This is a genomic window from Phenylobacterium sp. (assembly GCF_030646615.1).
Lineage (GTDB): Bacteria > Pseudomonadota > Alphaproteobacteria > Caulobacterales > Caulobacteraceae > Phenylobacterium.
The window spans coordinates 1-23,210 of the sequence record NZ_JAUSLG010000012.1 but is presented as its reverse complement, the minus strand read 5'-3'; the positions used below and the strand labels follow the sequence as shown (position 1 = coordinate 23,210).

25 protein-coding genes, 2 tRNA genes and 1 pseudogene are annotated in these 23,210 nt (G+C 68.7%); 12 read left to right on the top strand and 16 right to left on the bottom strand.

From position 1 onward, the window contains the following. Positions 1–43 precede the first annotated feature (43 nt). Positions 44–120: transfer RNA gene (locus Q7S93_RS01700), tRNA-Pro, on the bottom strand. A gap of 129 nt (positions 121–249) precedes the next feature. Here Q7S93_RS01700 and Q7S93_RS01695 point away from each other — a divergent pair. Beyond that, positions 250–323: transfer RNA gene (locus Q7S93_RS01695), tRNA-Gln, on the top strand. A gap of 70 nt (positions 324–393) precedes the next feature. Here Q7S93_RS01695 and Q7S93_RS01690 read toward each other — a convergent pair. The 7 genes from Q7S93_RS01690 to ilvD form a co-directional block, all read right to left on the bottom strand. Then, positions 394–1,005 (bottom strand): peptidylprolyl isomerase, encoded by a 612-nt coding sequence (locus Q7S93_RS01690; protein ID WP_304711826.1) that lies wholly within the window; start codon positions 1,003–1,005, stop codon positions 394–396. Between the two features lie 66 nt (positions 1,006–1,071). Continuing rightward, complete coding sequence (locus Q7S93_RS01685) at positions 1,072–1,497, bottom strand: DUF1801 domain-containing protein (RefSeq protein WP_304711824.1); 426 nt, start codon at positions 1,495–1,497, stop codon at positions 1,072–1,074. Beyond that, positions 1,494–1,718 carry a hypothetical protein gene (locus tag Q7S93_RS01680; protein WP_304711822.1) on the bottom strand — a complete coding sequence of 75 codons (225 nt, stop codon included), beginning with the start codon at positions 1,716–1,718 and terminating at the stop codon, positions 1,494–1,496. Before Q7S93_RS01680 ends, Q7S93_RS01685 begins: the two co-directional genes overlap by 4 nt. Then, entirely contained in the window at positions 1,718–2,131 is a 414-nt protein-coding gene (locus Q7S93_RS01675) for an SRPBCC family protein (protein WP_304711820.1), read from the bottom strand. Before Q7S93_RS01675 ends, Q7S93_RS01680 begins: the two co-directional genes overlap by 1 nt. A 31-nt stretch (positions 2,132–2,162) precedes the next feature. Next, on the bottom strand, positions 2,163–2,486 hold the full coding sequence (locus Q7S93_RS01670; RefSeq protein WP_304711818.1) for an ArsR/SmtB family transcription factor: 324 nt from the start codon (positions 2,484–2,486) through the stop codon (positions 2,163–2,165). Positions 2,487–2,561: 75 nt separating this feature from the next. Beyond that, positions 2,562–2,975, bottom strand: coding sequence for a hypothetical protein (locus tag Q7S93_RS01665; protein WP_304711816.1), 414 nt, complete (start codon positions 2,973–2,975; stop codon positions 2,562–2,564). 56 nt (positions 2,976–3,031) lie between these two features. Then, complete coding sequence (gene ilvD / locus Q7S93_RS01660) at positions 3,032–4,879, bottom strand: dihydroxy-acid dehydratase (protein ID WP_304711814.1); 1,848 nt, start codon at positions 4,877–4,879, stop codon at positions 3,032–3,034. A 97-nt stretch (positions 4,880–4,976) separates the two neighbouring features. Between ilvD and Q7S93_RS01655 the strand changes: the two genes are divergently transcribed. Beyond that, complete coding sequence (locus tag Q7S93_RS01655; RefSeq protein WP_304711813.1) at positions 4,977–5,882, top strand: LysR family transcriptional regulator; 906 nt, start codon at positions 4,977–4,979, stop codon at positions 5,880–5,882. On the opposite strand, the gene Q7S93_RS01650 is transcribed toward Q7S93_RS01655, so the two are convergent. Both Q7S93_RS01650 and Q7S93_RS01645 read right to left on the bottom strand, forming a co-directional pair. Beyond that, on the bottom strand, positions 5,879–6,424 hold the full coding sequence (locus tag Q7S93_RS01650; RefSeq protein WP_304711811.1) for a GNAT family N-acetyltransferase: 546 nt from the start codon (positions 6,422–6,424) through the stop codon (positions 5,879–5,881). The two genes, Q7S93_RS01655 and Q7S93_RS01650, sit on opposite strands and share 4 nt — an antisense overlap. Beyond that, positions 6,421–8,508, bottom strand: coding sequence for a S9 family peptidase (locus tag Q7S93_RS01645; protein ID WP_304711810.1), 2,088 nt, complete (start codon positions 8,506–8,508; stop codon positions 6,421–6,423). The genes Q7S93_RS01650 and Q7S93_RS01645 overlap by 4 nt, the downstream gene beginning before the upstream one ends. 193 nt (positions 8,509–8,701) lie before the next feature. Here Q7S93_RS01645 and Q7S93_RS01640 point away from each other — a divergent pair, with 193 nt between their 5' ends. Further along, positions 8,702–9,535 (top strand): trypsin-like serine peptidase, encoded by an 834-nt coding sequence (locus tag Q7S93_RS01640; protein WP_304711809.1) that lies wholly within the window; start codon positions 8,702–8,704, stop codon positions 9,533–9,535. Positions 9,536–9,609: 74 nt separating this feature from the next. Here Q7S93_RS01640 and Q7S93_RS01635 read toward each other — a convergent pair whose 3' ends face one another. Both Q7S93_RS01635 and Q7S93_RS01630 read right to left on the bottom strand, forming a co-directional pair. After that, positions 9,610–10,059 carry a MaoC family dehydratase gene (locus Q7S93_RS01635; RefSeq protein ID WP_304711808.1) on the bottom strand — a complete coding sequence of 150 codons (450 nt, stop codon included), beginning with the start codon at positions 10,057–10,059 and terminating at the stop codon, positions 9,610–9,612. Between the two features lie 89 nt (positions 10,060–10,148). Further along, positions 10,149–11,687, bottom strand: coding sequence for an acyl-CoA synthetase (locus Q7S93_RS01630; protein ID WP_304711807.1), 1,539 nt, complete (start codon positions 11,685–11,687; stop codon positions 10,149–10,151). 151 nt (positions 11,688–11,838) lie between these two features. Between Q7S93_RS01630 and Q7S93_RS01625 the strand changes: the two genes are divergently transcribed. The 4 genes from Q7S93_RS01625 (at position 11,839) to mopJ (ending at position 15,321) form a co-directional block, all read left to right on the top strand. Next, entirely contained in the window at positions 11,839–12,732 is an 894-nt protein-coding gene (locus tag Q7S93_RS01625) for a crotonase/enoyl-CoA hydratase family protein (protein ID WP_304711805.1), read from the top strand. Positions 12,733–12,790: 58 nt separating this feature from the next. Continuing rightward, positions 12,791–14,008, top strand: coding sequence for a DUF2336 domain-containing protein (locus Q7S93_RS01620; protein ID WP_304711803.1), 1,218 nt, complete (start codon positions 12,791–12,793; stop codon positions 14,006–14,008). 218 nt (positions 14,009–14,226) lie between these two features. Beyond that, positions 14,227–14,646, top strand: coding sequence for a MucR family transcriptional regulator (locus Q7S93_RS01615; RefSeq protein ID WP_300579336.1), 420 nt, complete (start codon positions 14,227–14,229; stop codon positions 14,644–14,646). A gap of 183 nt (positions 14,647–14,829) precedes the next feature. Continuing rightward, entirely contained in the window at positions 14,830–15,321 is a 492-nt protein-coding gene (gene mopJ / locus Q7S93_RS01610) for a motility/cell cycle regulatory protein MopJ (RefSeq protein ID WP_304711801.1), read from the top strand. A 29-nt stretch (positions 15,322–15,350) separates the two neighbouring features. Here the strand turns inward: mopJ and Q7S93_RS01605 are convergent, their stop codons facing one another. Continuing rightward, positions 15,351–15,782: a SufE family protein gene (locus tag Q7S93_RS01605; protein WP_304711800.1), complete on the bottom strand. Its 432-nt coding sequence runs from the start codon at positions 15,780–15,782 to the stop codon at positions 15,351–15,353. Positions 15,783–15,830: 48 nt separating this feature from the next. After that, positions 15,831–16,658, bottom strand: coding sequence for a sensor histidine kinase (locus tag Q7S93_RS01600; RefSeq protein WP_304711798.1), 828 nt, complete (start codon positions 16,656–16,658; stop codon positions 15,831–15,833). Positions 16,659–17,005: 347 nt separating this feature from the next. Between Q7S93_RS01600 and Q7S93_RS01595 the strand changes: the two genes are divergently transcribed. Continuing rightward, on the top strand, positions 17,006–18,580 hold the full coding sequence (locus tag Q7S93_RS01595) for a sensor histidine kinase (protein WP_304711797.1): 1,575 nt from the start codon (positions 17,006–17,008) through the stop codon (positions 18,578–18,580). Here Q7S93_RS01595 and Q7S93_RS01590 read toward each other — a convergent pair. Continuing rightward, positions 18,577–19,425 (bottom strand): hypothetical protein, encoded by an 849-nt coding sequence (locus tag Q7S93_RS01590; protein ID WP_304711796.1) that lies wholly within the window; start codon positions 19,423–19,425, stop codon positions 18,577–18,579. The two genes, Q7S93_RS01595 and Q7S93_RS01590, sit on opposite strands and share 4 nt — an antisense overlap. A gap of 220 nt (positions 19,426–19,645) precedes the next feature. Here Q7S93_RS01590 and Q7S93_RS01585 point away from each other — a divergent pair, with 220 nt between their 5' ends. The 3 genes from Q7S93_RS01585 to Q7S93_RS01575 all read left to right on the top strand — a co-directional run bounded on the left by Q7S93_RS01585 (position 19,646) and on the right by Q7S93_RS01575 (position 22,098). Further along, positions 19,646–19,978, top strand: a complete 333-nt coding sequence (locus Q7S93_RS01585; protein ID WP_300579330.1) for a DUF1491 family protein — start codon at positions 19,646–19,648, stop codon at positions 19,976–19,978. A gap of 91 nt (positions 19,979–20,069) precedes the next feature. Further along, positions 20,070–20,450 carry a hypothetical protein gene (locus Q7S93_RS01580; protein ID WP_304711794.1) on the top strand — a complete coding sequence of 127 codons (381 nt, stop codon included), beginning with the start codon at positions 20,070–20,072 and terminating at the stop codon, positions 20,448–20,450. A 58-nt stretch (positions 20,451–20,508) separates the two neighbouring features. Then, positions 20,509–22,098 carry a peptide chain release factor 3 gene (locus tag Q7S93_RS01575; RefSeq protein WP_304711792.1) on the top strand — a complete coding sequence of 530 codons (1,590 nt, stop codon included), beginning with the start codon at positions 20,509–20,511 and terminating at the stop codon, positions 22,096–22,098. A gap of 3 nt (positions 22,099–22,101) precedes the next feature. Here Q7S93_RS01575 and Q7S93_RS01570 read toward each other — a convergent pair whose 3' ends face one another. Continuing rightward, on the bottom strand, positions 22,102–22,422 hold the full coding sequence (locus Q7S93_RS01570) for a hypothetical protein (RefSeq protein WP_304711791.1): 321 nt from the start codon (positions 22,420–22,422) through the stop codon (positions 22,102–22,104). A 304-nt stretch (positions 22,423–22,726) separates the two neighbouring features. Here Q7S93_RS01570 and Q7S93_RS01565 point away from each other — a divergent pair. Continuing rightward, positions 22,727–23,210: pseudogene (locus Q7S93_RS01565) on the top strand (hypothetical protein); the annotation flags it as partial.

Genomic DNA, 23,210 nt, shown 5'->3' with positions numbered 1-23,210 from the left:
TCAGGGGGGAGAAGCTTCGCCCCGGTCTGGACGGGGGAATGAATGGTCGGAGTGGCAGGATTCGAACCTGCGACCCCCGCGTCCCGAACGCGGTGCTCTACCAGACTGAGCCACACTCCGACTTGGAGGCGGCCTTATAGAGGAGCGATTTCAGGCCGGCAAGCGACTGCACGGACGTTGCATCTGGAATCGGCTTTTGCTATTCCCACGCCCTCGCCGCGGGGGGATAAGCCCCGCTGCCGTTCCTGCTGGGGAATGGTGTAATGGTAACACAGCGGTTTTTGGTACCGTCATTCTAGGTTCGAGTCCTAGTTCCCCAGCCAACGTCCTCCGACATCTGATAGACGGCCCTGCCGGGCGGGCTTGCGCCCGCCGACGGCGCGACGGCGCAGCTCAGGCCCGGCGCATGGTCTCGATGATGACGGGCTTCTTCAGCCACTGGTCCTTCTGGTCGGCGAACTTGGTCTCTCCGCCGGTGGGCAGGGCGAGGATCTTCTGCGCCGTGGGCAGGCCCGAGACCACCTTGCCGAAGGCCGCATAGCCCAGATTGTCGCCGGGCTGGTCGGGCTGGGCGTCGAGGAAGGTCTGGTCGCCCAGGCAGATGAAGAAGGTGTTGGTCGCCGTCCCCGGTGCGAATCGGCCGAGCGAGATGGTCCCGTGGACGTGGCTTAGGCCTGTCTTGGTCGTGCTCTCGTGGCGGATGGGCGGAAAGGGGCGGGCCGTGGCCGGCGGCTGGGCGACGATGGTGCCCTCGGTGGGCGCCCAGTCGCTGCGGGCGGCGCGGAAGAAGCTGCCGCCGTCATAGGCCTTGGCGTCCACATAGCGCAGGAAGTTGGCGCTGGTCAGGGGCGCCTTCCTGTCCTCCAGCTCGATGACGATGGCCCCCTGGCTGGTGGCCATGGTCACCCGGGGCCTGGCGCCCTGGGCCAGGACCATCTGCGGGGCGGCCATGACCAGGCCGGCGCCAAGAACCAGACTGCGGCGGGGGATCGATCGGGGGGACATGGCGGCTCCTTCGGCGACAGGCCATGAGCCTAGCGCGTCGGGCCGCGCAACGGAATCACCGGGCGGTTACATGCGCTCGCCGGGCAGCCGGCTGGCCTGGGTGATCCAGTCGGCGAGCTGCGCCTCATCCGGCGCCTCCTCCACGTGGATGTGCAGATAGCGCGTGGCCCCGGCCTTCGAGGCGACCGGCGGTGGCGGATCGAGATCGGCGCCGCGGAAGAAGGCGAGCTTGATGTATCGGGTGAAGACATGGAGGCCGAGGAACCAGCCCTGGTCCTTGAGCCCATAGAGCGGCGAGTTCCACTTCACCGCCTTATGCACATGCGGCACGGTCTTGACGATCAAGGCGTCCAGCTTGGCCGCAGCTTCGCGCTTCCAGCCGGGCAGGGCGGCGATATAGGCCTGCACGGGTTCATCGCCATAGCCCTTGGGGATCTGTGGATTGCCGCCCGACAGGAGCCGTGGGGCGCCGCCCGCCCGCTCGCCTGTCATGAGGTTTCGACCGCGCCGCCCGCCCCGCGGCCTTGCAGGTAGGGCAGGACGAACATGTAGAGCCCTGTCCCCAGCAGCGGGATGAGCGGGACCAGCGCCAGCAGGCCGATCCAGGCTACCTGCAGACCTGCGACCAGGGCGCCCAGATTGGCGATCACCGCCAGGGTGAATGTAAGCGACAGCCAGCGGTGGATTTTCCGCACCCAGGCATTGGGGCTCATCAGTCGGGCTCCTTGGCCAGGACCTGTTCGAGAGCGTCGAGCATGCGCGGCCAGCCCGCCGTAGCGCCCATCAGGTAGCGGGGCTGATCCTTACGGAAACCGGTCTGCTCCATGCGCAGATGGGCGCCGGCCGGGGTCGGCGTGATGGTCCAGGTGACGACTGTGTCGAGGACCCCATCGCCCCAGGTGTAGGCGAGCCGCCGCTCGGGCTCGAGCTCGGTGACCTGGCAGGTCAAGGCGCCCCACTCGGCGCTGAAGCTGAAGGTCTGCCCGAGGACGGGCTCGAAGTCCGTCTGCATCAGCCATTCGGCCATCAGGTGGGGCTGGGTCAAGGCGCGCCAGATCCGGCCGGGGGGATGGGCGAGGTCGCGCTCAACCACGACGGAGCGCATTTCAGGCGAGGTGTCGCTCATGGGCGTCCTTTCCACGCGGCGGCGGGGCGGTTCACTGGTCCATTCGGCCGAGCAGGTCTTCAAGGGCGTCGAACCGCGCGCGCCAGAAAGCGGTCTGCTGGGTGGTCCAGTCGATCAAGGGAACAAGGGCGCCGGGTTCGGCGCGATAGTGGGTCTGACGGCCCTCCTGGCGGTTCTGCACCAGGCCTGCTTGCTTGAGCTGGGCCAGATGCTTGGAGACCGCGGGCTGGGAGACGCCGGCCTGGGCCGTCAGCGTCCCGACCGTCAGTTCGCCCTCCCGGCACAGCCGCTCGAACAGGCTCCGCCGGGTGGGGTCGGCCAGGGACCGGAAGATCAGGTCAGGAGCGCCGGACATCAGGAGTCATAACCAACAGGTGATGGGATTTCCCATAACCCGATGGCTATGATTGAGTCAATCTGACAGGGCCGTCTATCGGTAGCGGGGTCCGGCGAAGCGACCCTCGCTGCGGCTCATGCCGATGGTGACAGTGGCGCAGTCGCCGATGGGCTGGGTGACGACGCCGCCGACCTCACGATAGCCCCCCGTGCCGACGCTGCCCCAGACTTCGCCGTGGGGCCGCTTGTCGACGCGGGTCGGGCACCGCCCTTGCTGCGCCTGTGCGACCTCCTCAGGGGCGGGCTCGCCGGCCATAACCCGCCTGGCCCAGTCGCCGGGCGCTTCGGCCCGCAGGACCGATTCCTGGGCTTGGCCGATCGGAGCCGCGGACGCCGTCACAGGCGGCGGGCTGTCCGCGCGGCCTGTCGCGATAGGTCCCTCCTCGGCGAGGGCGGGCCCCGCAAAGGCGGCGACGAGCAGGGCGGCGGCGAGGGCGGCAGGTTTCATGCCGCAAGCTTCACCCCCGCACATGGCCAGATAAGGGCGGGCCAGATAAGGGCGGCTCAGCGCTTCTGATCCACGTCCCGCACGGCGCCGCGGGCGGCGCTGGTGGTGAAGGCCGCATAGGCGCGAAGGGCGGGGGTGACCTTGCGCTTGCGGGGGCCGGGATGCCAGGCCTCGGGGCCCCGGGCGTCCATGGCTGTGCGGCGCGCCGCCAGGACCGCATCGTCCACCGCCAGGCGGATGGTGCGCTGGGGAATGTCGATCTCGATGCGGTCGCCGTCTTCCACCAGGCCGATCAGCCCGCCTTCCGCCGCTTCAGGTGAGACATGGCCAATGGAAAGGCCCGAGGTGCCGCCGGAGAAGCGGCCGTCGGTGATCAGGGCGCAGGCCTTCCCCAGGCCCTTCGATTTCAGATAGCTGGTGGGATACAGCATCTCCTGCATGCCCGGGCCGCCGCGGGGGCCTTCATAGCGGATGACGACCACGTCGCCGGCCACGATCTTGCCCGTCAGGATGGCGCTGACGGCGTCGTCCTGGCTCTCGAACACCCGGGCCGGGCCGGAAAAGACCAGGATGCTGTCATCGACGCCCGCGGTCTTCACGATGCAGCCGTCCTCGGCCAGGTTGCCGCTCAGCACGGCCAGGCCGCCGTCCTGGGAAAAGGCGTGTTCGACGCTGCGGATCACCCCGTCCTTGCGGTCGAGATCCAGTTCCTTCCAGCGGCTGCTCTGGCTGAAGGCCACCTGGGTGGGCACGCCGCCCGGGGCGGCCTTGAAGAAGGTCTGGACCGCTTCGCTCTCGGTGCGGCTGATGTCCCAGCGCTCCAGGGCCTCGCCCATGGTCTTGGAGTGGATGGTGGGCAGATCGGTGTGCAGCAGGCCGCCGCGCTCCAGCTGGCCGAGGATGGCCATGACCCCGCCGGCCCGGTGGACGTCCTCCATGTGCACATCGGCCTTGGCCGGGGCGACCTTGGACAGGCACGGCACCTGGCGCGACAGGCGGTCGATGTCCTTCATGGTGAAGTCCAGCTCGGCCTCGTGGGCGGCGGCCAGCAGGTGCAGAACCGTATTGGTCGAGCCGCCCATGGCGATGTCCAGGCTCATGGCGTTCTCGAAGGCCCGGAAGCTGGCCACATTGCGCGGCAGGACGCTGTCGTCATCCTGTTCATAGTGGCGCTTGGTGATGTCGACGATCAGATGGCCGGCCTCCAGGAACAGGCGCTCCCGGTCGGCGTGGGTGGCGAGCGTCGAGCCGTTGCCGGGCAGGGAAAGGCCCAGCGCCTCGGTCAGGCAGTTCATGGAATTGGCGGTGAACATGCCCGAGCAGGAGCCGCAGGTGGGGCAGGCCGACCTTTCGATGACGGCCACATCCTCGTCGCTGACGGACTCGTCGGCCGCCGCCACCATGGCGTCCACCAGGTCCAGCGCCACTTCCTTGCCGCCCAGGACGACCTTGCCGGCCTCCATCGGGCCGCCGGAAACGAAGACGGTGGGGATGTTCAGGCGCAGCGACGCCATCAGCATGCCCGGGGTGATCTTGTCGCAGTTGGAGATGCAGACCAGGGCGTCCACGCAGTGGGCGTTGGCCATGTATTCCACGCTGTCGGCGATCAGTTCGCGGGACGGCAGGCTGTAGAGCATGCCGTCATGGCCCATGGCGATGCCGTCATCCACGGCGATGGTGTTGAACTCCTTGGCCACGCCGCCGGCCCGCGCGATCTCGCGGGCGACCAGCTGACCCAGGTCCTTCAGATGCACATGGCCCGGGACGAACTGGGTGAAGGAGTTGACCACCGCGATGATCGGCTTGCCGAAGTCGCCATCCTTCATGCCGGTGGCGCGCCACAGGCCGCGGGCGCCGGCCATGTTGCGGCCGTGGGTCGAGGTGCGTGAGCGATAGGCGGGCATGGGCGGGGTCCTTGTGGGTCGCCTCCCGCATAGCCGCCGATAGTCAGTGAGGGAAATATACTTTTGAAGCCGGTTTAGGTCGCTGTAGATATGAGTGATGGACGTCCGTCAGCTCCGACACTTCGAGGCCGTGGCCGAGACCCTGCATTTCGGCCGGGCCGCGGCGCGGCTGAACATGACCCAGCCGCCGCTCAGCCAGTCGATCCAGGCCCTGGAGCGGGAGTTGGGCGCGGCCCTGTTCGCCCGCACCAAGCGCAGCGTCGCGCTGACGCCCTTCGGGGCGCAGCTGCTGATCCCCGTGCGCGAAGCCCTGGCCGAGCTGGCGGCCCTGCCGGACATCGCCCGGCGGTTGCGGGACGGGGAGGCCGGCCGCCTGGAGCTCTCCTTCGTCAGCACCGCTGACTACAGCGTCCTGCCGGCCCTGGTCCGCCGCTATGCGGCCCTCTATCCCGCCGTCGAGATCGATCTGCGGGAGGCCACCAGCGAGGTGCAGATCGCAGCCCTGCTGGAGGGGCAGGGTCATGCCGGCGTCATCATCGCCCCCAGCGGCGCCCTGCCGGCGGGCCTTGCCTATCACCGGCTGCTGGTCGAGCCCCTGGTGGCCGCCGTGCCCGACGCGTGGCTGAGCGAGGGCCGCCTGCCGCTCCAGGCGGGTAAGCTCGACCCCGCGGTGATCGTCCAGTCGCCGCTGATCCTCTTTCCGCGTCGCGCCGCGCCGGCCTTCCACGACCTGGTGACAGACTATTTCACCGGCCATGGCGGGGCCGCCCGGATCGCCCAGGAAGCCATTCAGATGCAGACCATCATCAGCCTGGTCTCGGCCGAGATGGGGGTGGCCCTGGCGCCAGCCTCCCTGCGCAATCTGGCGCGCACCGGCGTCCGCTATGTGGAGCTGGCCGGCGAGGCGCCTTTGCTGGAAACCGGCCTGGTCTGGCGCCAGGACGACCTGACCCCGACCCTGGCGCGGTTTCTGGACATCGCCTTCGACGGCGCGACCGATTAGACCCCGCTGAGGGCCAGGCCAGGGGCGTCTGGGTCGCGGCTCGTTCCGCCGTTCAGCGCCTTCTGCATCCAGACGATGTCCACCCAGCGGCCGTGCTTGTAGCCGAGGCCCAGGCCTGATCCCCGGTGGGTGAAGCCCAGCGCTGTGTGCAGGCCGATGGAGCCGGCGTTGGCGGAATCGCCGATCACCGCCACCATCTGGCGGACGTTCACGGTTTCGCAGGCCGCGATCACGGCCGACAGCACCGCGCGGCCGACCCCGCGCCCCTGGGCGTCCGGCGCCACATAGACGCTGTCCTCCACCGCATAGCGATAGGCCGCCCGCAGGCGGAAGGGTCCGGCATAGGCGAAACCCAGGATCTTCCCCTGATCCTGCGCCAGCAGATAGGGCAGGCCGCGGGCGACGATGGCCTCGCGCCGCTGGTTCAGCTCGTCGGCCGAGGGCGGGACTTCTTCGAAGGTGCCAAACCCGTGCAGGACGTGGTGGCCATAGATATCGGCAAGGGCGGCCATGTCGGAGGCTTCAGCGGGGCGGACGTTCATTTGCTCCAGTCCTTATCCAGGGCCCAGACGGCGAAGGCGTAGTCCAGGGCGATCTCTTTCAGGAAGTCGAAGCGGCCCGAGGCGCCCCCGTGGCCGGCCTCCATGTTGATCTTCAGCAGGATGGGCGCCTCGCCGGTGGTGTGTTCGCGCAGCCGCGCCACCCACTTGGCCGGCTCCCAATAGGTCACCCGCGGGTCCGACAGCCCGCCGGTGGCCAGGATCGGCGGATAGGGCTTGGCGCCGACCTGATCATAGGGGCTGTAGGCGGCGATGGCGTCATAGGCCTCGGCGTCGGTCAGGGGATTGCCCCATTCGGGCCATTCCGGCGGGGTCAGGGGCAGGCTGGCGTCGCTCATGGTGTTGAGCACATCGACGAAGGGCACGGCCGCGATGATCGCCCCCCAGAGGTCGGGGCGCATATTGGCCACCGCCCCCATCAGCATGCCGCCGGCCGAGCCGCCATAGGCCGCAACCTGCCCCTTGGTCGCGTAGCTCTCCGCGATCAGATGCTCGGCGCAGGCGATGAAGTCGGTGAAGGTGTTGGTCTTCTTGGCCTTGCGGCCGTCCATGAACCAGCCCCAACCCTTGTCCGAGCCGCCGCGGATATGCGCCGTGGCCCAGATCCAGCCCCGGTCCACCAGGGAGAGATTGCGGATCGAAAAGCTGGGCTCCATGGCGTGACCATAGGAGCCATAGCCGTACAGCATCAGCGGCGCGGTCCCATCGAGGGGCGTGTCGCGGCGCATCAGCAGGGTGATCGGCACCTCTTCCCCGTCGGCCGCGCGGGCATATAGGCGGCGGGCGACATAGGCGTCGGCGTCGTGGCCCGAGGGGATTTCCTGGGTCTTGCGCCAGGTCCTCTGGCGGGTGGCCATGTCGTAGTCGAACCACTGCCGGGGGGTGGTCGGCGACTGATAGACGAAGCGGGTGAGCGTGGTGTCGTATTCCAGCCCGCCTTCCAGGTGCAGGGCGTAGGCCTCCTCGTCGAAGGCGACCACGTGCTCGTCGCCGTCCCGGGCCATCACCGCCATCTGGTCCAGGGCATTGACCCGCTCCATCCGCACCAGATGGCCGGCATAGGCGGCGAAGCCGGTGATGTAGCGGCCGGCCAGGTGCGGGACGAAGTCGCGCCAGGTGGCCCTGCGCGGCAGGGGCTCGGTCGAGACGCACAGCTTGAAGTCCACCGCCCCGTCGGCGTTGGTCCGGATAACCCAGCGGTCGGTCCAGTGGTCGAGCTCATAGCGGACGCCGGTTTCGCGGGGCTGGACGCAAGCCGGCTCGGCGGTGGGCTCGGCCGCCGGGATGATCCAGATCTCGGTGGTCTCCTGGTCGCCCACATGGATGGCCACATAGGCGTCGTCGGACGTGGTCCCGACGCCCAGGAACATGCCGTCGTCCTTTTCCTCATAGACCAGCACATCCTCGCCGCCGCGGACGGGCCGGCGGAAAACCTTGGCCGGCCGGGCGTTCTCGTCCCGCCAGATCCAGAACAGCCATTCGGAATCCGGCGAGAAGGTGAAGTCGCCATAGGCGCTTTCGATGGCGTGGGGCAGGTCCTCGCCGCTCACGAGATCGCGGATGCGGATGGTGTAGTATTCCGAGCCCTGCTCGTCGGCGGCCCAGGCATAGAGCCGGTGGTCGGGGCTGTGGCCGGCGCCGCCCACCTGGAAATAGGCCTTGCCCTTGGCCAGGGCCTCTTCGTCCAGCAGGATCTCCTCGCCGATCTCACCGCCCCGGGGGCGGCGGGCGCGGATCGGGTGCTGGGCGCCCTCCTGATAGCGGACATAATAGTCCCAGGGACCGTCGGGGGCCGGCACGCTGGAATCGTCTTCCTTGATCCGCCCCTTCATCTCGGCGAACAGGGCGGCCTGCAGGTCCTTGGTCCCGACCAGCATGGCCTCGGTATAGGCGTTCTCCGCCTTCAGGTGCTCGGCGATGTCGGGCCGCAGGGTGGCGGGGTCGCGCAGGACCTTCTGCCAGGCCTCATCCTTCATCCAGGCGTAGTCGTCGGTGCGGGTCCGGCCGAGCTGTTCGATCTCTAGAGGGCGCTTCGGGGCGACGGGGGGCGTGGGGCGCTGGGTCATCCCTGCTAGATGCGATGAACCGCGACGGCTCTCAAGGCGCGCTGTGACATTGCAGGCGCCCGCGGCGCAAAACGCCCCTGCGGGCAGGCGCGCGGCAATAGGGCGCGGGCGTTCACGGCCTCGCGTCTTGCCGCACTGCGGCAGGTCTGATTCAGTCGGCCCATCGTCGTGTTCAAACAGTCGAGGGGCGTCCATGATCGCGGATCTTGCTGTCGAGCTGATCCACGCCACGGTTCAGATCGAACAGCCGCTGGGGGATGGAACACGCACGGTCGGCACCGGGTTCCTGATCAACGCGCCGACCCTGGATGGCCAGCCGCGCACGGTGCTGGTGACCGCCAACCACGTGCTGCAGCGGATGCCGGGCGTCCAGGCCCGCATCGGCTATCGCATCGCCAATGCTGACGGCAGCTGGAGCTACGCGCCCCAGAAGATCGACATCCGCGACGCCGACGGCAATCCCCGCTGGACCCAGCATCCCAGCCGCGACGTGGCGGCCATTTCCATCACCGCGCCGGCGGAATTCGCCAAGGCCGCCATCCCCACCGACTGGCTGGCCGGCGACGACACCTTTTCGAGCTACGCCGTGGGCGCTGGCGACCAGATGATGGCGCTGGGCTTCCCCCGGGGCCTGTCGGCCAATCCGGCCGGCTTCCCGATCCTGCGCTCCGGTCGGGTCGCCTCGTTTCCCCTGGCGCCGGCGGCGGCCTTCCCGACCTTCCTGCTCGACTTCACCGTCTTTCCGGGCAATTCCGGCGGGCCGGTGTTCATGGCCGAGGGCGTGCGGCGCAGGCCCGGCGGCGGCGAATCCCAGGAGGTCCAGTTCATCGCCGGACTGCTCACCCAGCAGGTGGAGCTGAACAGCGAACGGCTGGAGATCGGCATCGTCACCCACGCCCGCTATATCCGCGAGACGCTGTCCCTGATGGACAATCCCCTGGCCGAGATCACAGTGGCGCAGGGCGACATGGGGGTGGGCGGGGCCAAGGCGGCCTCGGCCCTGGAAGCGGTGTCGCCCGACTACTGAATCCGCTCCAGGCGACCGCCCACAAAAAAGGCCCGCGTCGCAACGCGGGCCTTCTTACGTTCAGCTCGCCGAGATCAGGCGCCGTAGACGACCGAAATGGTCTCGGCCACGCAGGCGGGCTTGGACTCGCCTTCGATCTCGATGGTGCATTCGTTGCGGATCTGCATGCCGCCGGCCTTGGGCTCGGCGCCGATCAGCTTCTGGCGCATGCGCACGCGCTTGCCGACGCGGACCATGTTGATGAAGCGCACCTTGTCCGAGCCGTAGTTGATGCCGCGGGCCACGCCCTTGATCGGCAGCATGCCGGCGCCCAGGAAGGGGATCAGCGACAGGGTCAGATAGCCGTGGGCGATGGGGCCGCCCATTTCCTTGTTGGCCCGCTCCACGTCTACGTGGATCCACTGATGGTCGCCGGTGGCCTCGGCGAACTGGTTCACCCGCTCCTGGGTGATCTCGACCCAGTCCGACACGCCGACTTCCTGACCGACCAGGCCGGGCAGATCCTTGAATTCCACCGGATTCATCGCTTGCTCCCTAAAGGTTTGAAACAGGCGTTCGGGTCTATCACCTGGGGCGGCGCGGGCAAGGGCGCACGCGCCCCGGCCGTTGAGGGTCAGACGATCTTCGAGCCTTCCTTGCCCCAATAGGCGTCGCGGATCAGGCGCTTATAGAGCTTGCCGGTGGGATGGCGCGGCAGCTCGGCCATGAAGTCCAGCATGCGCGGCGACTTCACATGGCTGAGATTGGCCCGGCAGAAGGCCATCAGCTCGGCGCGCAGATCATCGCCGGCCAGCGCCCAATCCATGGGCTGGATCACCGCCACGACCTTCTCGCCCATCTCCTCGTCGGGGGCGCCGACCACCGCGGCGTCGGCCACCTTGGGATGGGTGATCAGCAGGTTTTCGAGCTCCTGGGGATAGATGTTCACCCCGCCGGAGATGATCATGAAGCTCTTGCGGTCGGTCAGGTAGAGGAAGCCGTCCTCATCCACCCAGCCCACATCGCCCAGCGTCGTCCAGCCGTGGCGGTTAGTGTTCTCGGCCACCTTGTCCGGGGCGTTGTGATAGCTCAGCGGCGTGCCGCCGGCGAAATAGACGACGCCCTCGCTGCGGGGCGGCAGGGGCTCGCCGTCATCGCCGCAGATCTTCACCTCGGCGGTCGTGCCCTTGCCCACCGAGCCCTTGTGGGCCAGCCAGTCGTGCGGGCCGATGTGGCAGAAGCCGTTGCCCTCGCTGCCGGCATAGTATTCGTGGATGATCGGACCCCACCATTCCATCATCTGCTCCTTGACCGGGATGGGGCAGGGCGCGGCGGCGTGGACGGCCGACATCATCGACGATAGGTCATAGCGGGTGCGCACCTCCGGCGGCAGTTTCAGCATCCGCACGAAGTGGGTGGGGACGAACTGGCCGCAGTTGATCCCGTGCGTCTCGATGAGCTGCAGGGCGTGCTCAGGGTCGAACTTCTCCATCACCACCACCGTGCCGCCTAAGCGCTGATAGCCCATGCACCAGCGCAGCGGCGCGGCGTGATAGAGGGGCGCCGGCGACAGATAGGTCCCATCCGGCGGGAAGCCGAACATGTGCTCGGCCATCATGGACAGCGCATTGGGCGCGTCGATGGGCCCACCGGTCAGGGGGGGCTTGATGCCCTTGGGCCGGCCGGTGGTGCCCGATGAATAGAGCATGTCGGCGCCGGCGGTCTCATCGGCGATGGGCGTCTGGGGCATGCCGGACCGGGCCGCCTCGAAGCTCTCATAGGGGCCGCGCGCCTCGCCGACCATGTAGAGCTTCACACCCGGCAGCAGGGCCGGCAGTTCGTCGACCACGGGGCCCACGCCCGCCGAGGTGATCAGCACCTGGGCGGCGCAGTCGCCCATGATGTACTCGATCTCGCCGGCCGTCAGTTTGGAGGAGATGCAGGCATAGTAGAGGCCGGCCCGCTGGGCGGCCCAGGCCACCTCGAAGAACCTGGGGTGGTTCTCCATCAGGATGGCGATCACATCGCCGGCCTTCAGGCCCAGCTCGCGGAACAGGTGCGCGCCTTGGTTGGAGCGGGCCTCCAGCTGGCCGTAGGTGACGGTCTCGCCGGAGCTCGCCATGATATAGGCGGCGCGCTCGGGGTGGGACTTCGCGTGATGCGACGGATGCATGGGCCTCTGTTTCCTCCGGACCGCAGCCCTCTTTGTCGGAGCCGTCGGCGCGCTGCTAAATGATCACTGTTCAGCGATGATGGGGTGCTTGACCTCCCGTCCGTCAAGCGGCTCCGATGGGGCAAATCTGACAAAGCGAACGGAAACGCCCATGGCCACCGAGAGCCTCGCCGAATTCGAGACCTTGAAGCTCGAGCTTGAGGACGGGATCGCCCTTCTGACCCTGAACCGGCCGGAAAAGCTCAACGCCTTCAACCCCCTGATGAACCGCGAACTGATCGCGGCCTTCGACCTGACCGACGCCACCGACGATGTGCGCGCCGTCATCGTCACGGGCGCGGGACGGGGGTTTTGCGCCGGGGCCGACCTGGCCGGCGGCGGCTCAACCTTCGACTTCGACCGGCGGGGCGCCGATCCCCTGGGCCAGCGGACGGAGTCCGGCGTCTACCGCGACGGCGGCGGCCTGGTTTCCCTGCGCATCTATGAGAGCCTCAAGCCGGTCATCGCGGCGGTGAATGGCGCGGCGGTCGGGGTCGGGGCGACCATGCAACTGCCCATGGACATCCGCCTGGCCTCGACCGAAGCCCGCTTCGGCTTTGTCTTCGCCCGCCGCGGCATCACGCCGGAAGCCTGCTCGTCCTGGTTTCTGCCCCGGCTGGTGGGCATGCAGACGGCTCTGGAGTGGTGCTATTCCGGCCGGGTCTTCGGCGCCCAGGAGGCCCTGGAGCGTGGCCTGGTCAGGTCGCTGCACGCGCCCGAAAATCTGCTGCCCGCCGCCCGCGCCCTGGCCCGGGAGATCGTCGACAACGCCGCCCCGGTGTCGGTGGCCCTGACCCGCCAGCTCATGTGGCGGATGGCCGGCGCCGAGCACCCGATGATCGCCCACCGGGCTGACAGCCGCGGCATCCAGGCCAGGGGCGCCTCGGCGGACTCCAAGGAAGGGGTCGAAGCCTTCCTCCAGAAGCGCCCGCCCGCCTTCCCGGACAAGGTGTCGGACGGCCTGCCGGACATCTGGCCCACCTGGGCGCCCCCCGAATTTTCCTGAGCCGTGGCGGGCGGCGGGAACCCAAGGTTAACGCCCCTGTGCTGGACTGCGCCTCCTGATGGACCAGAGCGCGCCCTTGCCTGATGATTCGCCGCCGCCGCAGCGCTTCCGCGCCCGTGGCGCCCTGTTGCGGCGCTTGGCCGACGTGGTCTGCCTGCCGTCCAGCCGGGTCAACGCCTTCGAGCGCTCGGTCACCGCCGACCTGCTGATCGAGATGCTGCGGGACGCCTCGCCGGAGGAGCGGGCCCGGGTGGCCCGCCGCCTGGCGGGGCTGTCGGAAGTGCCGGCCCAGCTCGCCCGCCTTCTGTTGCGCGACGAGGTCGAGGTGGCCCGTCCTCTGCTCACCGACTGCGAGAGCCTGTCGGACGCCGAACTGCTGGACTGCGCCCGCATGGCCGGCTCGGAACATCGCCTGTTGATCGCGGCCCGCAAGGCCCTGAGCGAGGTGGTGGTCGAGGCCCTCGTCGCTTCGGGTGAAATGCCGACGATCGACACCCTGCTGGCCAATCGCGAAGCCCGCCTGGGCCACGCCAGCCTGGAGGCGCTGGTCGCCATCAGCCGCGAGGCGCCGCACCTGGCGCCGGCCCTGCTGCGCCGTCCCGAACTGCGGCCGGCCCAGGCCTATGTGCTGTTCTGGTGGGCCGATCACGAGGCCCGCCGGACGATCCTGCAACGCTTCGCCGTCTCCCGGGAAATCCTGCAGGACGCGGCGGGCGATATCTTCCCGATGGCTGCGGAGGAGGGCTGGCAGGACCCCATGTCGCGCAAGGCCCTGCAGTTCATCGAGCGGCGGCAGCGCAATCGCGCCGCCATCGAGAAGAGCCCCTTCGCCAGCCTGGAGGCGGCGGTGTCGGCGGCCCAGCACGGCATGAGCCGCGAAGTGGCCGAAGAGATCTCCTACCTGTCGGGGCTCAAGCCCATGACGGGCGCCAAGCTGTTCACCGATCCGGGCGGCGAGGCCCTGGCCATTCTCTGCAAGGCCACCGGCCTGCCGCGCAACGCCCTGCGCGCCCTATGGCGGGGGTTGCGGCGGCCCGAGACCGATCCCGACGGCCAGCCGAATGCGGCCCTTGAGCGCACCCTGCTGATCTATGACATGCTGGCCGTGGACCGCGCCCAGACCGTCCTGAGGTATTGGAACTGGTCGCTATCCTCGGCTCTGACGCCGGATCTGCTGCGGGCGATCCGAGACGGCGATGACAGCGCCATAGATGAATACTCCCTGCCGCAGCGGGCCGCGATGCTGGCTTTCTCTAAGGAATTCGGCCGGAACTAGGCTGGATCATCGCGTTATAGCCTTCCCTCCGAAATCAGCGCTATGCCAGAGGGGAGGGCTACTCAACTCGAGCATGTGTTCAGGTTCTAAGCGGAGCTACCAAAACATATTGCCCTGGCCTGCTCTTGTGTCGGTTCCTCACCAGAGTTAAGTAGCTGACAACTGATCTGGGAATCAGATGTTGTGACGCTCACTTCGCGTCGTTCTGGGTAGAACAAATGGACGAAAAAACAGAAGTCATCGAGATGACGGCGGACATTGTGTCGGCCTATGTCGGCAACAATTCGGTGGCCGCCGCTGACCTGCCGAACCTGATCCAGGCGGTGCATCGCGCCCTTGCTGGCATCACCAGCGCGCCGGAAGCAGTTGAGGCGCCGCCGAAAGAGCCCGCGGTTCCTGTCCGCCGCTCGATCACGCCGGACTTCCTGATCTGCCTGGAGGACGGCCGCAAGTTCAAGTCGCTGAAGCGGCACCTGCGGACCAAGTACAATATGAGCCCCGAGGAATACCGGGCCAAATGGGGCCTCCCCAAGGACTATCCGATGGTGGCGCCGAACTACGCCAAGGCGCGCTCGGATCTGGCCAAGCAGATGGGCCTCGGCCAGGGCGGTCGTCAGGCCGCTCGCAAGAAGCGCTGAGCCTCGGCCCTTCGGGGCGCCCGGCCTGAGTCATTCGAAAACACCCGCCTCGAATGGGGCGGGTGTTTTTGTGTTGCAGGCCGGTTTCTTGTCGCAACAGACCGATTTCGCCTTGCCCTAGATTCGCCATACGGGCGATAAGTGATTCGTCGTGATTCCAAGGGGTTGTTAAGGAATCCAAACATGGCGGCGCAAATTGGGGCTTCGGCGGCGGCCGCTCGTGCTCACGAGGAGATGTACAGCTATTGGGCTGGTCTTCGACGGGGCGCGCGTCTGCCCGGACGCGGTGATGTCGATCCGGCGGCGCTCAAGCGTCTGCTGCCGACGGTCAGCCTGATCGATATCCGGCGCGAGCCGCTGGACTTCCGGGTCCGGCTGGCCGGCACGGGACTCTACAGTGTCTATGGCCGGGAGATCACCGGCCGAGGGCTTGCCGATGTCTATAACGCCGCGGCGGCGGACTATTGGCGCCAGGAACTGACGGCGGTGGTCGAGGAGCGCCGGGCGGGCGTCGGCGTCCATTCCCTGTCCTGGCGCGGCGCCAGTCACCTGTCCATTCTGTGGCTGCGACTGCCCCTGGCCTCCAACGGGCGGGATGTGGACATGATCCTGGGCTACGACGCCGTCGTCGGCGTCCAGAGCGAGCCGGGATTCTCCGGCATTCGCGCGGCCTGAAACCCAACCTGGCCTAAGCCCAGCCTGGCCTAACTGTTGGCGGCGTTCAGGGCTTCTGCGTCGCGGCCGATCCGCTGGGCCATCGCCGCCAGGCCGTTGGAGCGCTGAGTCGACAGGGCGCCGGCCAGGCCCAGCCGCTGAAAGGCGGCCTTGATGTCGAAGCTGATGATTTCGGCGGGACGCCGGTCAGAAAACAGCCGCAGCAGGATGGCGATCAGGCCCCGAACAATGTGGGCGTCGGAATCCCCGCGAAAGCGGACCGTCCCGTCGCCCTGAGGTTCGGTGACCAGCCAGACCTGGCTGGCGCAGCCGCGAACCTTGTTGGCCTCCGATCGCTCGGCCTCGCTCAAGGGGGCCAGCTCGCCGCCCAGCTCGATCACATAGCGATAGCGCTCTTCCCAGTCGCCCAGGAGATCGAACTCTTCGGCCAGGTCGTCGAGGGTCTTTTGGATGCCGGACATGCGGCTGCACTTAAGCCCCCGGTCCGGTCGGCGCAACGGCGGCCAGGCTCATCCCGTTGGCGCGGGCGCCCGCACCGTGGCGCAGAGACCGCCTTCCGCCCGTGGGGTCAGCGTCAGCCCCCCGCCCATGCCTCGACACAGCATGAAGGCCAGCGGCAGGCCAAGGCCGGCGCCTTCGCCCCGCCGGATCAGGGCGTTCTCCCCCTGCTCGAAGGGGCGGAGCAGGCGCGGAATGTCCCGGGGATCGACGCCGGGGCCCTGGTCGATGATGTTGATCGCCACCTCGGCTGTCCGGCCCCGAACCCGGATACGGATCTCGCCGCCGTCGGCGCCGTGAACGATGGCGTTGGACAGCAGGGCCGCCAGGGCCGTGCGCAGGCCCTTGGGGTCGGTGATCACGTCGGGCAGGGCGCCCTGGTCCTCGACCACCACCTCGGCCTTGCGGGCGCGCATCTCGTCGGCCAGGCCGTCCAGCACGTCGTCCAACACGTGGTCGAGGGGTTCGCGCCGGGCGACCAGGTCGGCCGCCCCGCTTTCCAGCCGTGCGATTTCCAGGACCTGATTGGAGAGCGCCAGCAGCTTCTGGCCGCTGTCGCGGATCAGCTTGGCGTAGTCCTTGTATTCTGGCGCCCCCAGGGGGCCGTAGATCTCGGCGCTGATCAGTTCCGAAAAGCCCAGGATCGAGTTCAGCGGGGTGCGCAGCTCGTGGCTGACCATCCGCAGGAAGGACCGGCGATGCTCCTCGGCCCGGGCCTCCAGCCGCAGATGCGCCGCCCGCCGCGCCTGGCGCAGCTCCGCGGCCCGCTCGCGTCGGCGGGCGTCGCTGTCTGGGCTTAAGGGGCGCGCCTCTCGGCGCCGGGAGGCCGCATCGGCCATGGCGTCGGCTTTCTTTGGGAAACCGCCAGACTGGGGCCGCCGAGCTTACGATTTCGTTTCCCCTGCGACGAGGCGTCGCGCCCCAGACTGTTAACCACGGCTGGCCCAGCTTGGGCGGCCTGCGACCCCATGGCGATCACCCAAGGCGCGAGCAGGCTCGCTAGACGGGGGAGCCCCAGCTAGAGTCTGACGTTCTTGTTCAACGATTCCATGACGCGAGACCCAGCCTGACGATCCGCGACGCCTCTGACCCTCCACGCCCGGACGACCATCCGGGTGCGCGGTCGGCTGCGCCACATACCGATCTCGCCAGTCTGGGCTTCTGGTGGAGCGCGGCCTGGCTGGCGGTGACCGCCGCTGGGCTCGTGTTCCTGGTGGGCGGCGGCGGCGGCCGCGCGAGTATCATAGCTCTGGTTCTCGGCGCTGCGCCGGCCTTCATCGATGTTCTGCTTGGCGTCTTCGGCAAATCGGCCCCTGGCCCGCTGCGCCTCACCCTATGGATCCTAGGCCCGGGGGCTGCGGTCTTTCTGACAGGCGGCGCCCTGGGGCCGCTGGGCGTCTGGGTGCTGGCGCCCCTGGCGGCCACAGCCCTGGCCGGACGCATTCCACTGATCGCCCCGGCCGGCGCGGGCGCCCTGGCCATACTGGGCTTTGGCCTGCTGATCAGCCTGTTAGGCGGCGGCGCGGTCCACCCCGCGATGACCGAGGCGCTCCTCGCCACGGTCGCCATTGTCACCGTCGCGGGCGGCATGGGCCTTGCCCTGCTCAGCCTGCTGCGGCGGGTGGAGCGTCGCGACCGACGCCGCCAGGTCGAGCTCCGCCGTTTGCGCCGGCTGCTGGAGGATCAACCCACCCAACTGATCGAGGTGGGGCCCGAAGGGACGATCCTCGGCGCCTTTGGTCCCGCCCTGGCCGGCCAGGACCTGACGGGCCAGGTTCTTTCTGGGCTGGCGACGGCTGAGCGCCGGCAGGATCTCGTCATGGCCCTGCAGCGCGCCCGTCGGGAGGGCCGCGCCGAACTGGCCTTCGCCCCGTCCGCCGACCCTCAGGGTTGGCTTGAGGCGCGCCTCAAGCGCGCCGACGGCATGCAGGTGATGGTCGTGCTGTCTGACGCCCGCGCCCGGCGCGACCATGAGGCCGAACTGGAAACCGCCCGGGCTGAGGCCGAGGCCCAGAACACCGGCAAGTCCCGCTTCCTGGCCAATCTGAGCCATGAGCTGCGCACGCCGCTGAACGCCATCATGGGCTTTTCCGACATCATGCGGTCGCGGCTGTTCGGCCCCTTGCCTGATCGCTATGGCGAATATGCCGAGCTGATCCACGAGTCCGGTCGCCACCTGCTGGACCTGATCAATGATGTCCTCGACATGTCCAAGATCGAGGCCGAGCGTTTCGAGCTGAGCCGGGAGGAATTCGACGGCCGGGAGGCGATCAACGCCGTCCTGCGCCTGATGCGTGGCCAGGCCGACCGCGCCGGCGTGCAGCTTCGCGGCGTGCTGCCCAAGGAGGCCCTGGAGATCGACGCCGATCGCCGGGCGCTCAAGCAGATCGTCCTGAACCTGATCTCCAACGCCCTGAAGTTCACCCCGCGCACCGGCGCCGTCACGGTGGGCCTGCAGGCGGCCGGGGGCATGATGGAGCTGGTGGTGGCCGACACCGGCATCGGCATGAGCGCCGAGGACCTGGCCCGCGTCGGCCGACCCTATGAGCAGGCCGGGGACGCTGAGCGCCGCGCGGCTGGCACGGGGCTTGGCCTCTCCCTGGTGCGCAGCTTCGCCGAACTCCACGGGGGCGAGATGTTCATCGAGAGCGCCGTGGGCGAGGGGACCACGGTCACCGTACGGATGCCCGTGCTGATCCCGCCGGCCGAGCGGGCCGAAGCCGCGCCGCTCGCCGAACCGTCTCAGGTTTCTGCGCTTTAGCGCGCGGCCACCTGCAAAAAGGCGCGGCCGGCGGCGAAGTCGCCGACCTCCACATAGGCCCGGCGGACGGCCGGCCCCTGCGAAAACAGGAACTCGACCGCCACGGCCTCCCGGGGATCGAGGGCGGCCAGCCGAACGGCGGCTTCAGCCGGAAAGCGGAAGGCCCAGCCAGCGCCCATATCTTCGGGGCGCAGGTCGAGGCCGGCCTTGCTGCGGGCCTCGGCCGAATAGGTGCGCCGGGCGCCCACCGGCGGCAGGCGCCGGGCGAGATCCTGGTCGCCCCGCAGGTCCAGATAGGGCCGCGTCGCGCGGCTGTCGTCCCGGAGGACCAGGCGTGCGGCATAGGGGATACGCCCATCGGCGAAGCTCGCCAGGGCCAGAAGCACAGGCTGCCCGTCCCGTCCGGCCAGGCCAAACACCATCTCGCCGCCGGCGAAGTCGCTCTGCTGGGCCAGCCGCCAGCGGTGGACCTGGGCGCTCGAGGTCCGATCGGCCCGCCAGTCGGCGGTCTCGCCGGGATAGGTGATCTGCCGCAGCTTTGCGAACCCCTGGAAGGCGCTGCGCACATGGGCCGCAGCCTCGGTCACGGCTTCGGAATCGCAGATGACGGTGGCGGCCGAGGCCCGCGCATGGGCGTCGGCCTTCGAGAGTTCCGCCGACGTGGCGCCGCCACGCATGGCGGCGTTGCGCGTCTGGACGCGGCCGGCCTCCAGGGCGGCGCGCAGGCCCGCGTCGAAGAAGCCGCACCGGCGGTCGGCGGCGGCCATGGCGGTGCGCTCGATATAGAGATCCAGCGGTCCGGCGACCGCCGCCATCGGCGCGGCGAGCATCCCCGCTGCGGCCATCGACCCCATCCATCGAGACGCCCGACGCTGCGCGGTGTCGCGCCTGATCGTCATGCGTCCATCTCGTTTCTTGTGCGGCTCTGCGGCCTTTCACCCACTCTGGCGCCCGACCGGTTGTCGTTCGGTTAGCGGCGCGAACATTCCCGGCGCCGCGCGTCTGCGGCTTGCGAGGAGCGGCGGCCCATGTCCTAAGCAGGCCTTGGCCAAGGAGTGACAAGACATGATCCTGTCGACAGATGTCTGGGCCGCCGCCCTGATCCGCCGCGCCGAGCTTTCGGGCGGGTTCGGCGTCGTGGCCCGCAAGGGCGACGCCCGCGCCGGCGCGGTCCTGGTCAAGGCGGTGAACCTCTCCGACAAGACCGTCCGGCTCTATGCCGAGGCCACCCGCGGCGACGGCGAGCAAATCTGGATGCGCCCGACCATGGCCACCGAGGAGCCCGAGGTCGACGCCTACATCGCCCGGGCCGCCCGCATCGACCCCGACATCTGGGTGGTCGAGGTGGAGGACAAGCAGGGCCGACACTTCCTCACCGAGCCGGTGGAGGAAGGCTGAGCCGTACGGCGCATTAACCGGTTTCGTCCACCGAACCGAAAGCCGCGCGGGCGCAGGATCGTCCTTCCCCGAACAGTACAGGTGCGTGGCGATGCTTTTCCTCATGAACGACGTGGTCCTCGATCTCGCCGAGATGAAGCTGACGCCGCGCCTGACGGCCGACCGGTTTCGGGCGCTGTCCTTCCCGTCGATCATGCGCATGGGCCAGGAACTCTATGCTGAGACCCCGTTGCTGCATATCGAGCGTCCCAACCGCGCCATGCGCCTGGCCTCGCTGATCCAGGCCAAGGCGCCGACGATCACCGGCGCCCTGTTCGTGGTGCCGGGCTTCGAGGCCGATCCGCAGGAGGTGACCATCCGCTTCGCCGAGCTGGGCCAGGCGGCGCTGGAGGATCTGAAGGTCCGCCAGGACGAGGGCGACCTCGACATGCTCGCCTGCGATCGCCAGGTGTGGCGTCGGCTGGCGGCTTGAAGCCCGTCTGAGGCGCGCGCCGTTTGCGTCTGACGGCCGCGCGCGCTAACGCGAGCCCATGACTCAATCTCCCGCCGCCCAGGCCGCGCGCCGCCGCACCTTCGCGATCATCTCCCACCCTGACGCCGGCAAGACGACGCTGACGGAAAACCTGCTGCTGGCCGGCGGGGCGATCCGGGCGGCCGGTCAGGTCCGCGCCCGGGGGGAGAACCGCCGCACCCGGTCGGACTGGATGAAGATCGAACGCGAGCGCGGCATCTCCGTCTCGGCCAGTGTGATGACGTTCGACCACGACGGCCTGATGTTCAACCTGCTCGACACGCCGGGCCACGAGGACTTCTCGGAAGACACCTATCGCACCCTGACCGCCGCCGACGCCGCCGTCATGGTGCTGGACGCCGCCAAGGGCATCGAGCCGCAGACGCTGAAGCTGTTCGAGGTCTGCCGCCTGCGCGACATTCCGATCGTCACCTTCATCAACAAGATGGATCGCGAGGCCCAGGACCCCTTCGCGCTGCTCGACGAGATCGCCAGCAAGCTGGCGCTCGACCCGGCGCCGCTCTACTGGCCGGCCGGTTCGGGCGGGCGGTTCAAGGGGATGATGGATCTGCGGACCCAGATGCTGATCCCGTTCAGCAAGAACCGCGAGGAGGGCCACCCCGCGCCGGTTCCGTTCAAGTCCAACGCCATCGACGCCCTGCTGCTGCCCGACGAGCGCGACGAGCTGGAGGAGGGCGCCATGCTGGTTCAGGAGGCGTCCAAGCCATTCGACCCGCAGGCCTTCCTCGAGGGCCACATGACGCCGGTGATCTTCGGCTCGGCCCTGCGCCATTTCGGCGTCAAGGAACTGCTCGCCACCCTGGCCGCCTACGCCCCGCCGCCCAAGGCCGTGAAGGCCACGCGCAATGGCGAGGAGACGCACGTGGTTCCGGGCGATCCGGAAGTCACCGGCTTCGTGTTCAAGGTCCAGGCGAACATGGACCCCAACCACCGCGACCGGATCGCCTTCCTCAAGCTGACCAGCGGCCGGTTCCAGCGCGGCATGAAGCTGAAGGCGCAGAACACCGGCAAGTCGATGAGCGTCAACGCGCCGATCATGTTCTTCGCCTCCGACCGCGAACTGGCCGAGGAAGCCTTCGCCGGCGATGTCATTGGCATTCCCAACCACGGGGTTCTCCGCGTGGGCGACAGCCTGTCGGAGACCGGCCTGCTGCGGTTCGCCGGCCTGCCCAACTTCGCGCCGGAAATCCTGCGTCGGGTGCGGGTCAAGGATCCGCTCAAGGCCAAGCACCTCAAGCGCGCGCTCGAAGGCTTGGCGGAGGAGGGGGTGACCCAGCTGTTCCGCCCGATCCTTGGCTCGGACTTCGTCGTCGGCGCCGTGGGCCAGCTGCAGTTCGAGGTCATGGCCGACCGGCTGCTCAACGAATACCAGCTGGACGTGATCTTCGAGCCGGCCCCCTATGCCGAGGCGCGCTGGCTGCACGGCACGGCGGCCCAGATCGAGACCTTCGCCTCGACCCACCGTACGGCCATGGCCGAGGATATTGACGCCTCGCCGATCTTCCTCGGCAAGTCGGCCTGGGAGATCAACTACGTGACCGAAAGGTACCCGGACCTGGAGTTCCTGCGCACGCGGGAGCGGGGATAGCCGCTACCGCTTCGCGCCTTCGGCCCAGGTCACTTCGTTGGTCAGGCGTTCGAGACGCCCCAGTTCGCCGGGAGTGATGCAGCGGGGAGTGTCCCAGCGTTCGCCGCTGGTGCGGCTCAGCAGCACGGCCTGGGCGCTGACGTACTCGACCTGGCCGAACTGGCGCTTGAACGACCGACGGGCCGCGTCGGTGCGTTCGCAGATATAGAGCAGGCGCGGCCCGGCGCCGGCGCTCCGTTCGGCCTGGGTTTCGGTCGGGGTGTTCGGCGGTTCGGCGCCAGCGAGCGCGGCGGCCGCCGCAAGGCCTGCCAGAGCAAGGATCATGGTCGGTTCCTCCTGCCCGGATTGGTCCGGGTTCGGAGGGATTCTACGCCCATTTCCGGGATTATGAAGAAAATTTGACGAGCTGTGGATAACTATTGCCCGGTCGCCCGGCGGGAGACCGCCGTTCGTCACGGGAAGGGGACATGCGCCGTCTTCGGTACGCGTCCCCTTCACGCCCTGCGTTAACCATACTGAAGAAATTTACGCCTTGTTAAGGACTTGGGACCGCGCTTTGCTCCTTCCCTGAAGACCGCCCCCCGGCTGTTCCGGGTCGGGACGGAATTCGCCGGGGAGCAGGCGCCGCATGTTCGAGTTCGGTCGTGAGTTGCGCCGCTTCCTGGGGGGCGAGCCGATCGCCGGTGTCTGGCGCGACGGTTTGACGGGCGGCGACGCCGCGCTTCTGGAGTTGCTGGATCTGCGTCTGCTGGTCAACGAGGCGCGCGGCGCCGACATCGCCGCCGGCCGGATCGGCACGAAGGACCGCGCGACCCGCCTGGTCGAAGCGGCCGTCGCCTGGCGCGAGGTCGCCCGGCGCTCGGGCGAGGCCGCCGCCCTGCGCAAGGCCGCCTCCAGCGCCGAGGCCGCGGCGAAATTGTTCAAGGAACACAACAAGACATCCGGCGTCGCCCGGGCCAAGGCGGAACAGGGCCTGTGCGCGCTGCTGGGCGCGGAGCTGTTCGGCGACGAGGGCCTGGTCGCGGCGGCGGAGCAGGTGCTGGGCGAGGCCGCCGGGGCCTCCGGCGTCGGCGCGGCCCTGGCCGGCGCGGCCCTGGCCGGTCTGCGCGGCC

Bases quoted from the DNA above. Each gene is read 5' to 3' on its own strand.
- Q7S93_RS01570 (WP_304711791.1), bottom strand. From the start codon at position 22,422: ATGATCCTTGCTCTGGCAGGCCTTGCGGCGGCCGCCGCGCTCGCTGGC.
- Q7S93_RS01670 (WP_304711818.1), bottom strand. From the start codon at position 2,486: ATGTCCGGCGCTCCTGACCTGATCTTCCGGTCCCTGGCCGACCCCACC.
- Q7S93_RS01630 (WP_304711807.1), bottom strand. From the start codon at position 11,687: ATGCATCCGTCGCATCACGCGAAGTCCCACCCCGAGCGCGCCGCCTAT.
- Q7S93_RS01665 (WP_304711816.1), bottom strand. From the start codon at position 2,975: ATGAAACCTGCCGCCCTCGCCGCCGCCCTGCTCGTCGCCGCCTTTGCG.
- Q7S93_RS01600 (WP_304711798.1), bottom strand. From the start codon at position 16,658: ATGGCCGATGCGGCCTCCCGGCGCCGAGAGGCGCGCCCCTTAAGCCCA.
- ilvD (WP_304711814.1), bottom strand. From the start codon at position 4,879: ATGCCCGCCTATCGCTCACGCACCTCGACCCACGGCCGCAACATGGCC.
- Q7S93_RS01690 (WP_304711826.1), bottom strand. From the start codon at position 1,005: ATGTCCCCCCGATCGATCCCCCGCCGCAGTCTGGTTCTTGGCGCCGGC.
- Q7S93_RS01620 (WP_304711803.1), top strand. From the start codon at position 12,791: ATGGACCAGAGCGCGCCCTTGCCTGATGATTCGCCGCCGCCGCAGCGC.
- Q7S93_RS01640 (WP_304711809.1), top strand. From the start codon at position 8,702: ATGATCGCGGATCTTGCTGTCGAGCTGATCCACGCCACGGTTCAGATC.
- Q7S93_RS01645 (WP_304711810.1), bottom strand. From the start codon at position 8,508: ATGACCCAGCGCCCCACGCCCCCCGTCGCCCCGAAGCGCCCTCTAGAG.
- Q7S93_RS01615 (WP_300579336.1), top strand. From the start codon at position 14,227: ATGGACGAAAAAACAGAAGTCATCGAGATGACGGCGGACATTGTGTCG.
- mopJ (WP_304711801.1), top strand. From the start codon at position 14,830: ATGGCGGCGCAAATTGGGGCTTCGGCGGCGGCCGCTCGTGCTCACGAG.
- Q7S93_RS01585 (WP_300579330.1), top strand. From the start codon at position 19,646: ATGATCCTGTCGACAGATGTCTGGGCCGCCGCCCTGATCCGCCGCGCC.
- Q7S93_RS01580 (WP_304711794.1), top strand. From the start codon at position 20,070: ATGCTTTTCCTCATGAACGACGTGGTCCTCGATCTCGCCGAGATGAAG.
- Q7S93_RS01650 (WP_304711811.1), bottom strand. From the start codon at position 6,424: ATGAACGTCCGCCCCGCTGAAGCCTCCGACATGGCCGCCCTTGCCGAT.
- Q7S93_RS01635 (WP_304711808.1), bottom strand. From the start codon at position 10,059: ATGAATCCGGTGGAATTCAAGGATCTGCCCGGCCTGGTCGGTCAGGAA.
- Q7S93_RS01575 (WP_304711792.1), top strand. From the start codon at position 20,509: ATGACTCAATCTCCCGCCGCCCAGGCCGCGCGCCGCCGCACCTTCGCG.
- Q7S93_RS01605 (WP_304711800.1), bottom strand. From the start codon at position 15,782: ATGTCCGGCATCCAAAAGACCCTCGACGACCTGGCCGAAGAGTTCGAT.
- Q7S93_RS01680 (WP_304711822.1), bottom strand. From the start codon at position 1,718: ATGAGCCCCAATGCCTGGGTGCGGAAAATCCACCGCTGGCTGTCGCTT.
- Q7S93_RS01675 (WP_304711820.1), bottom strand. From the start codon at position 2,131: ATGAGCGACACCTCGCCTGAAATGCGCTCCGTCGTGGTTGAGCGCGAC.
- Q7S93_RS01655 (WP_304711813.1), top strand. From the start codon at position 4,977: ATGGACGTCCGTCAGCTCCGACACTTCGAGGCCGTGGCCGAGACCCTG.
- Q7S93_RS01625 (WP_304711805.1), top strand. From the start codon at position 11,839: ATGGCCACCGAGAGCCTCGCCGAATTCGAGACCTTGAAGCTCGAGCTT.
- Q7S93_RS01590 (WP_304711796.1), bottom strand. From the start codon at position 19,425: ATGGCCGCAGCGGGGATGCTCGCCGCGCCGATGGCGGCGGTCGCCGGA.
- Q7S93_RS01685 (WP_304711824.1), bottom strand. From the start codon at position 1,497: ATGACAGGCGAGCGGGCGGGCGGCGCCCCACGGCTCCTGTCGGGCGGC.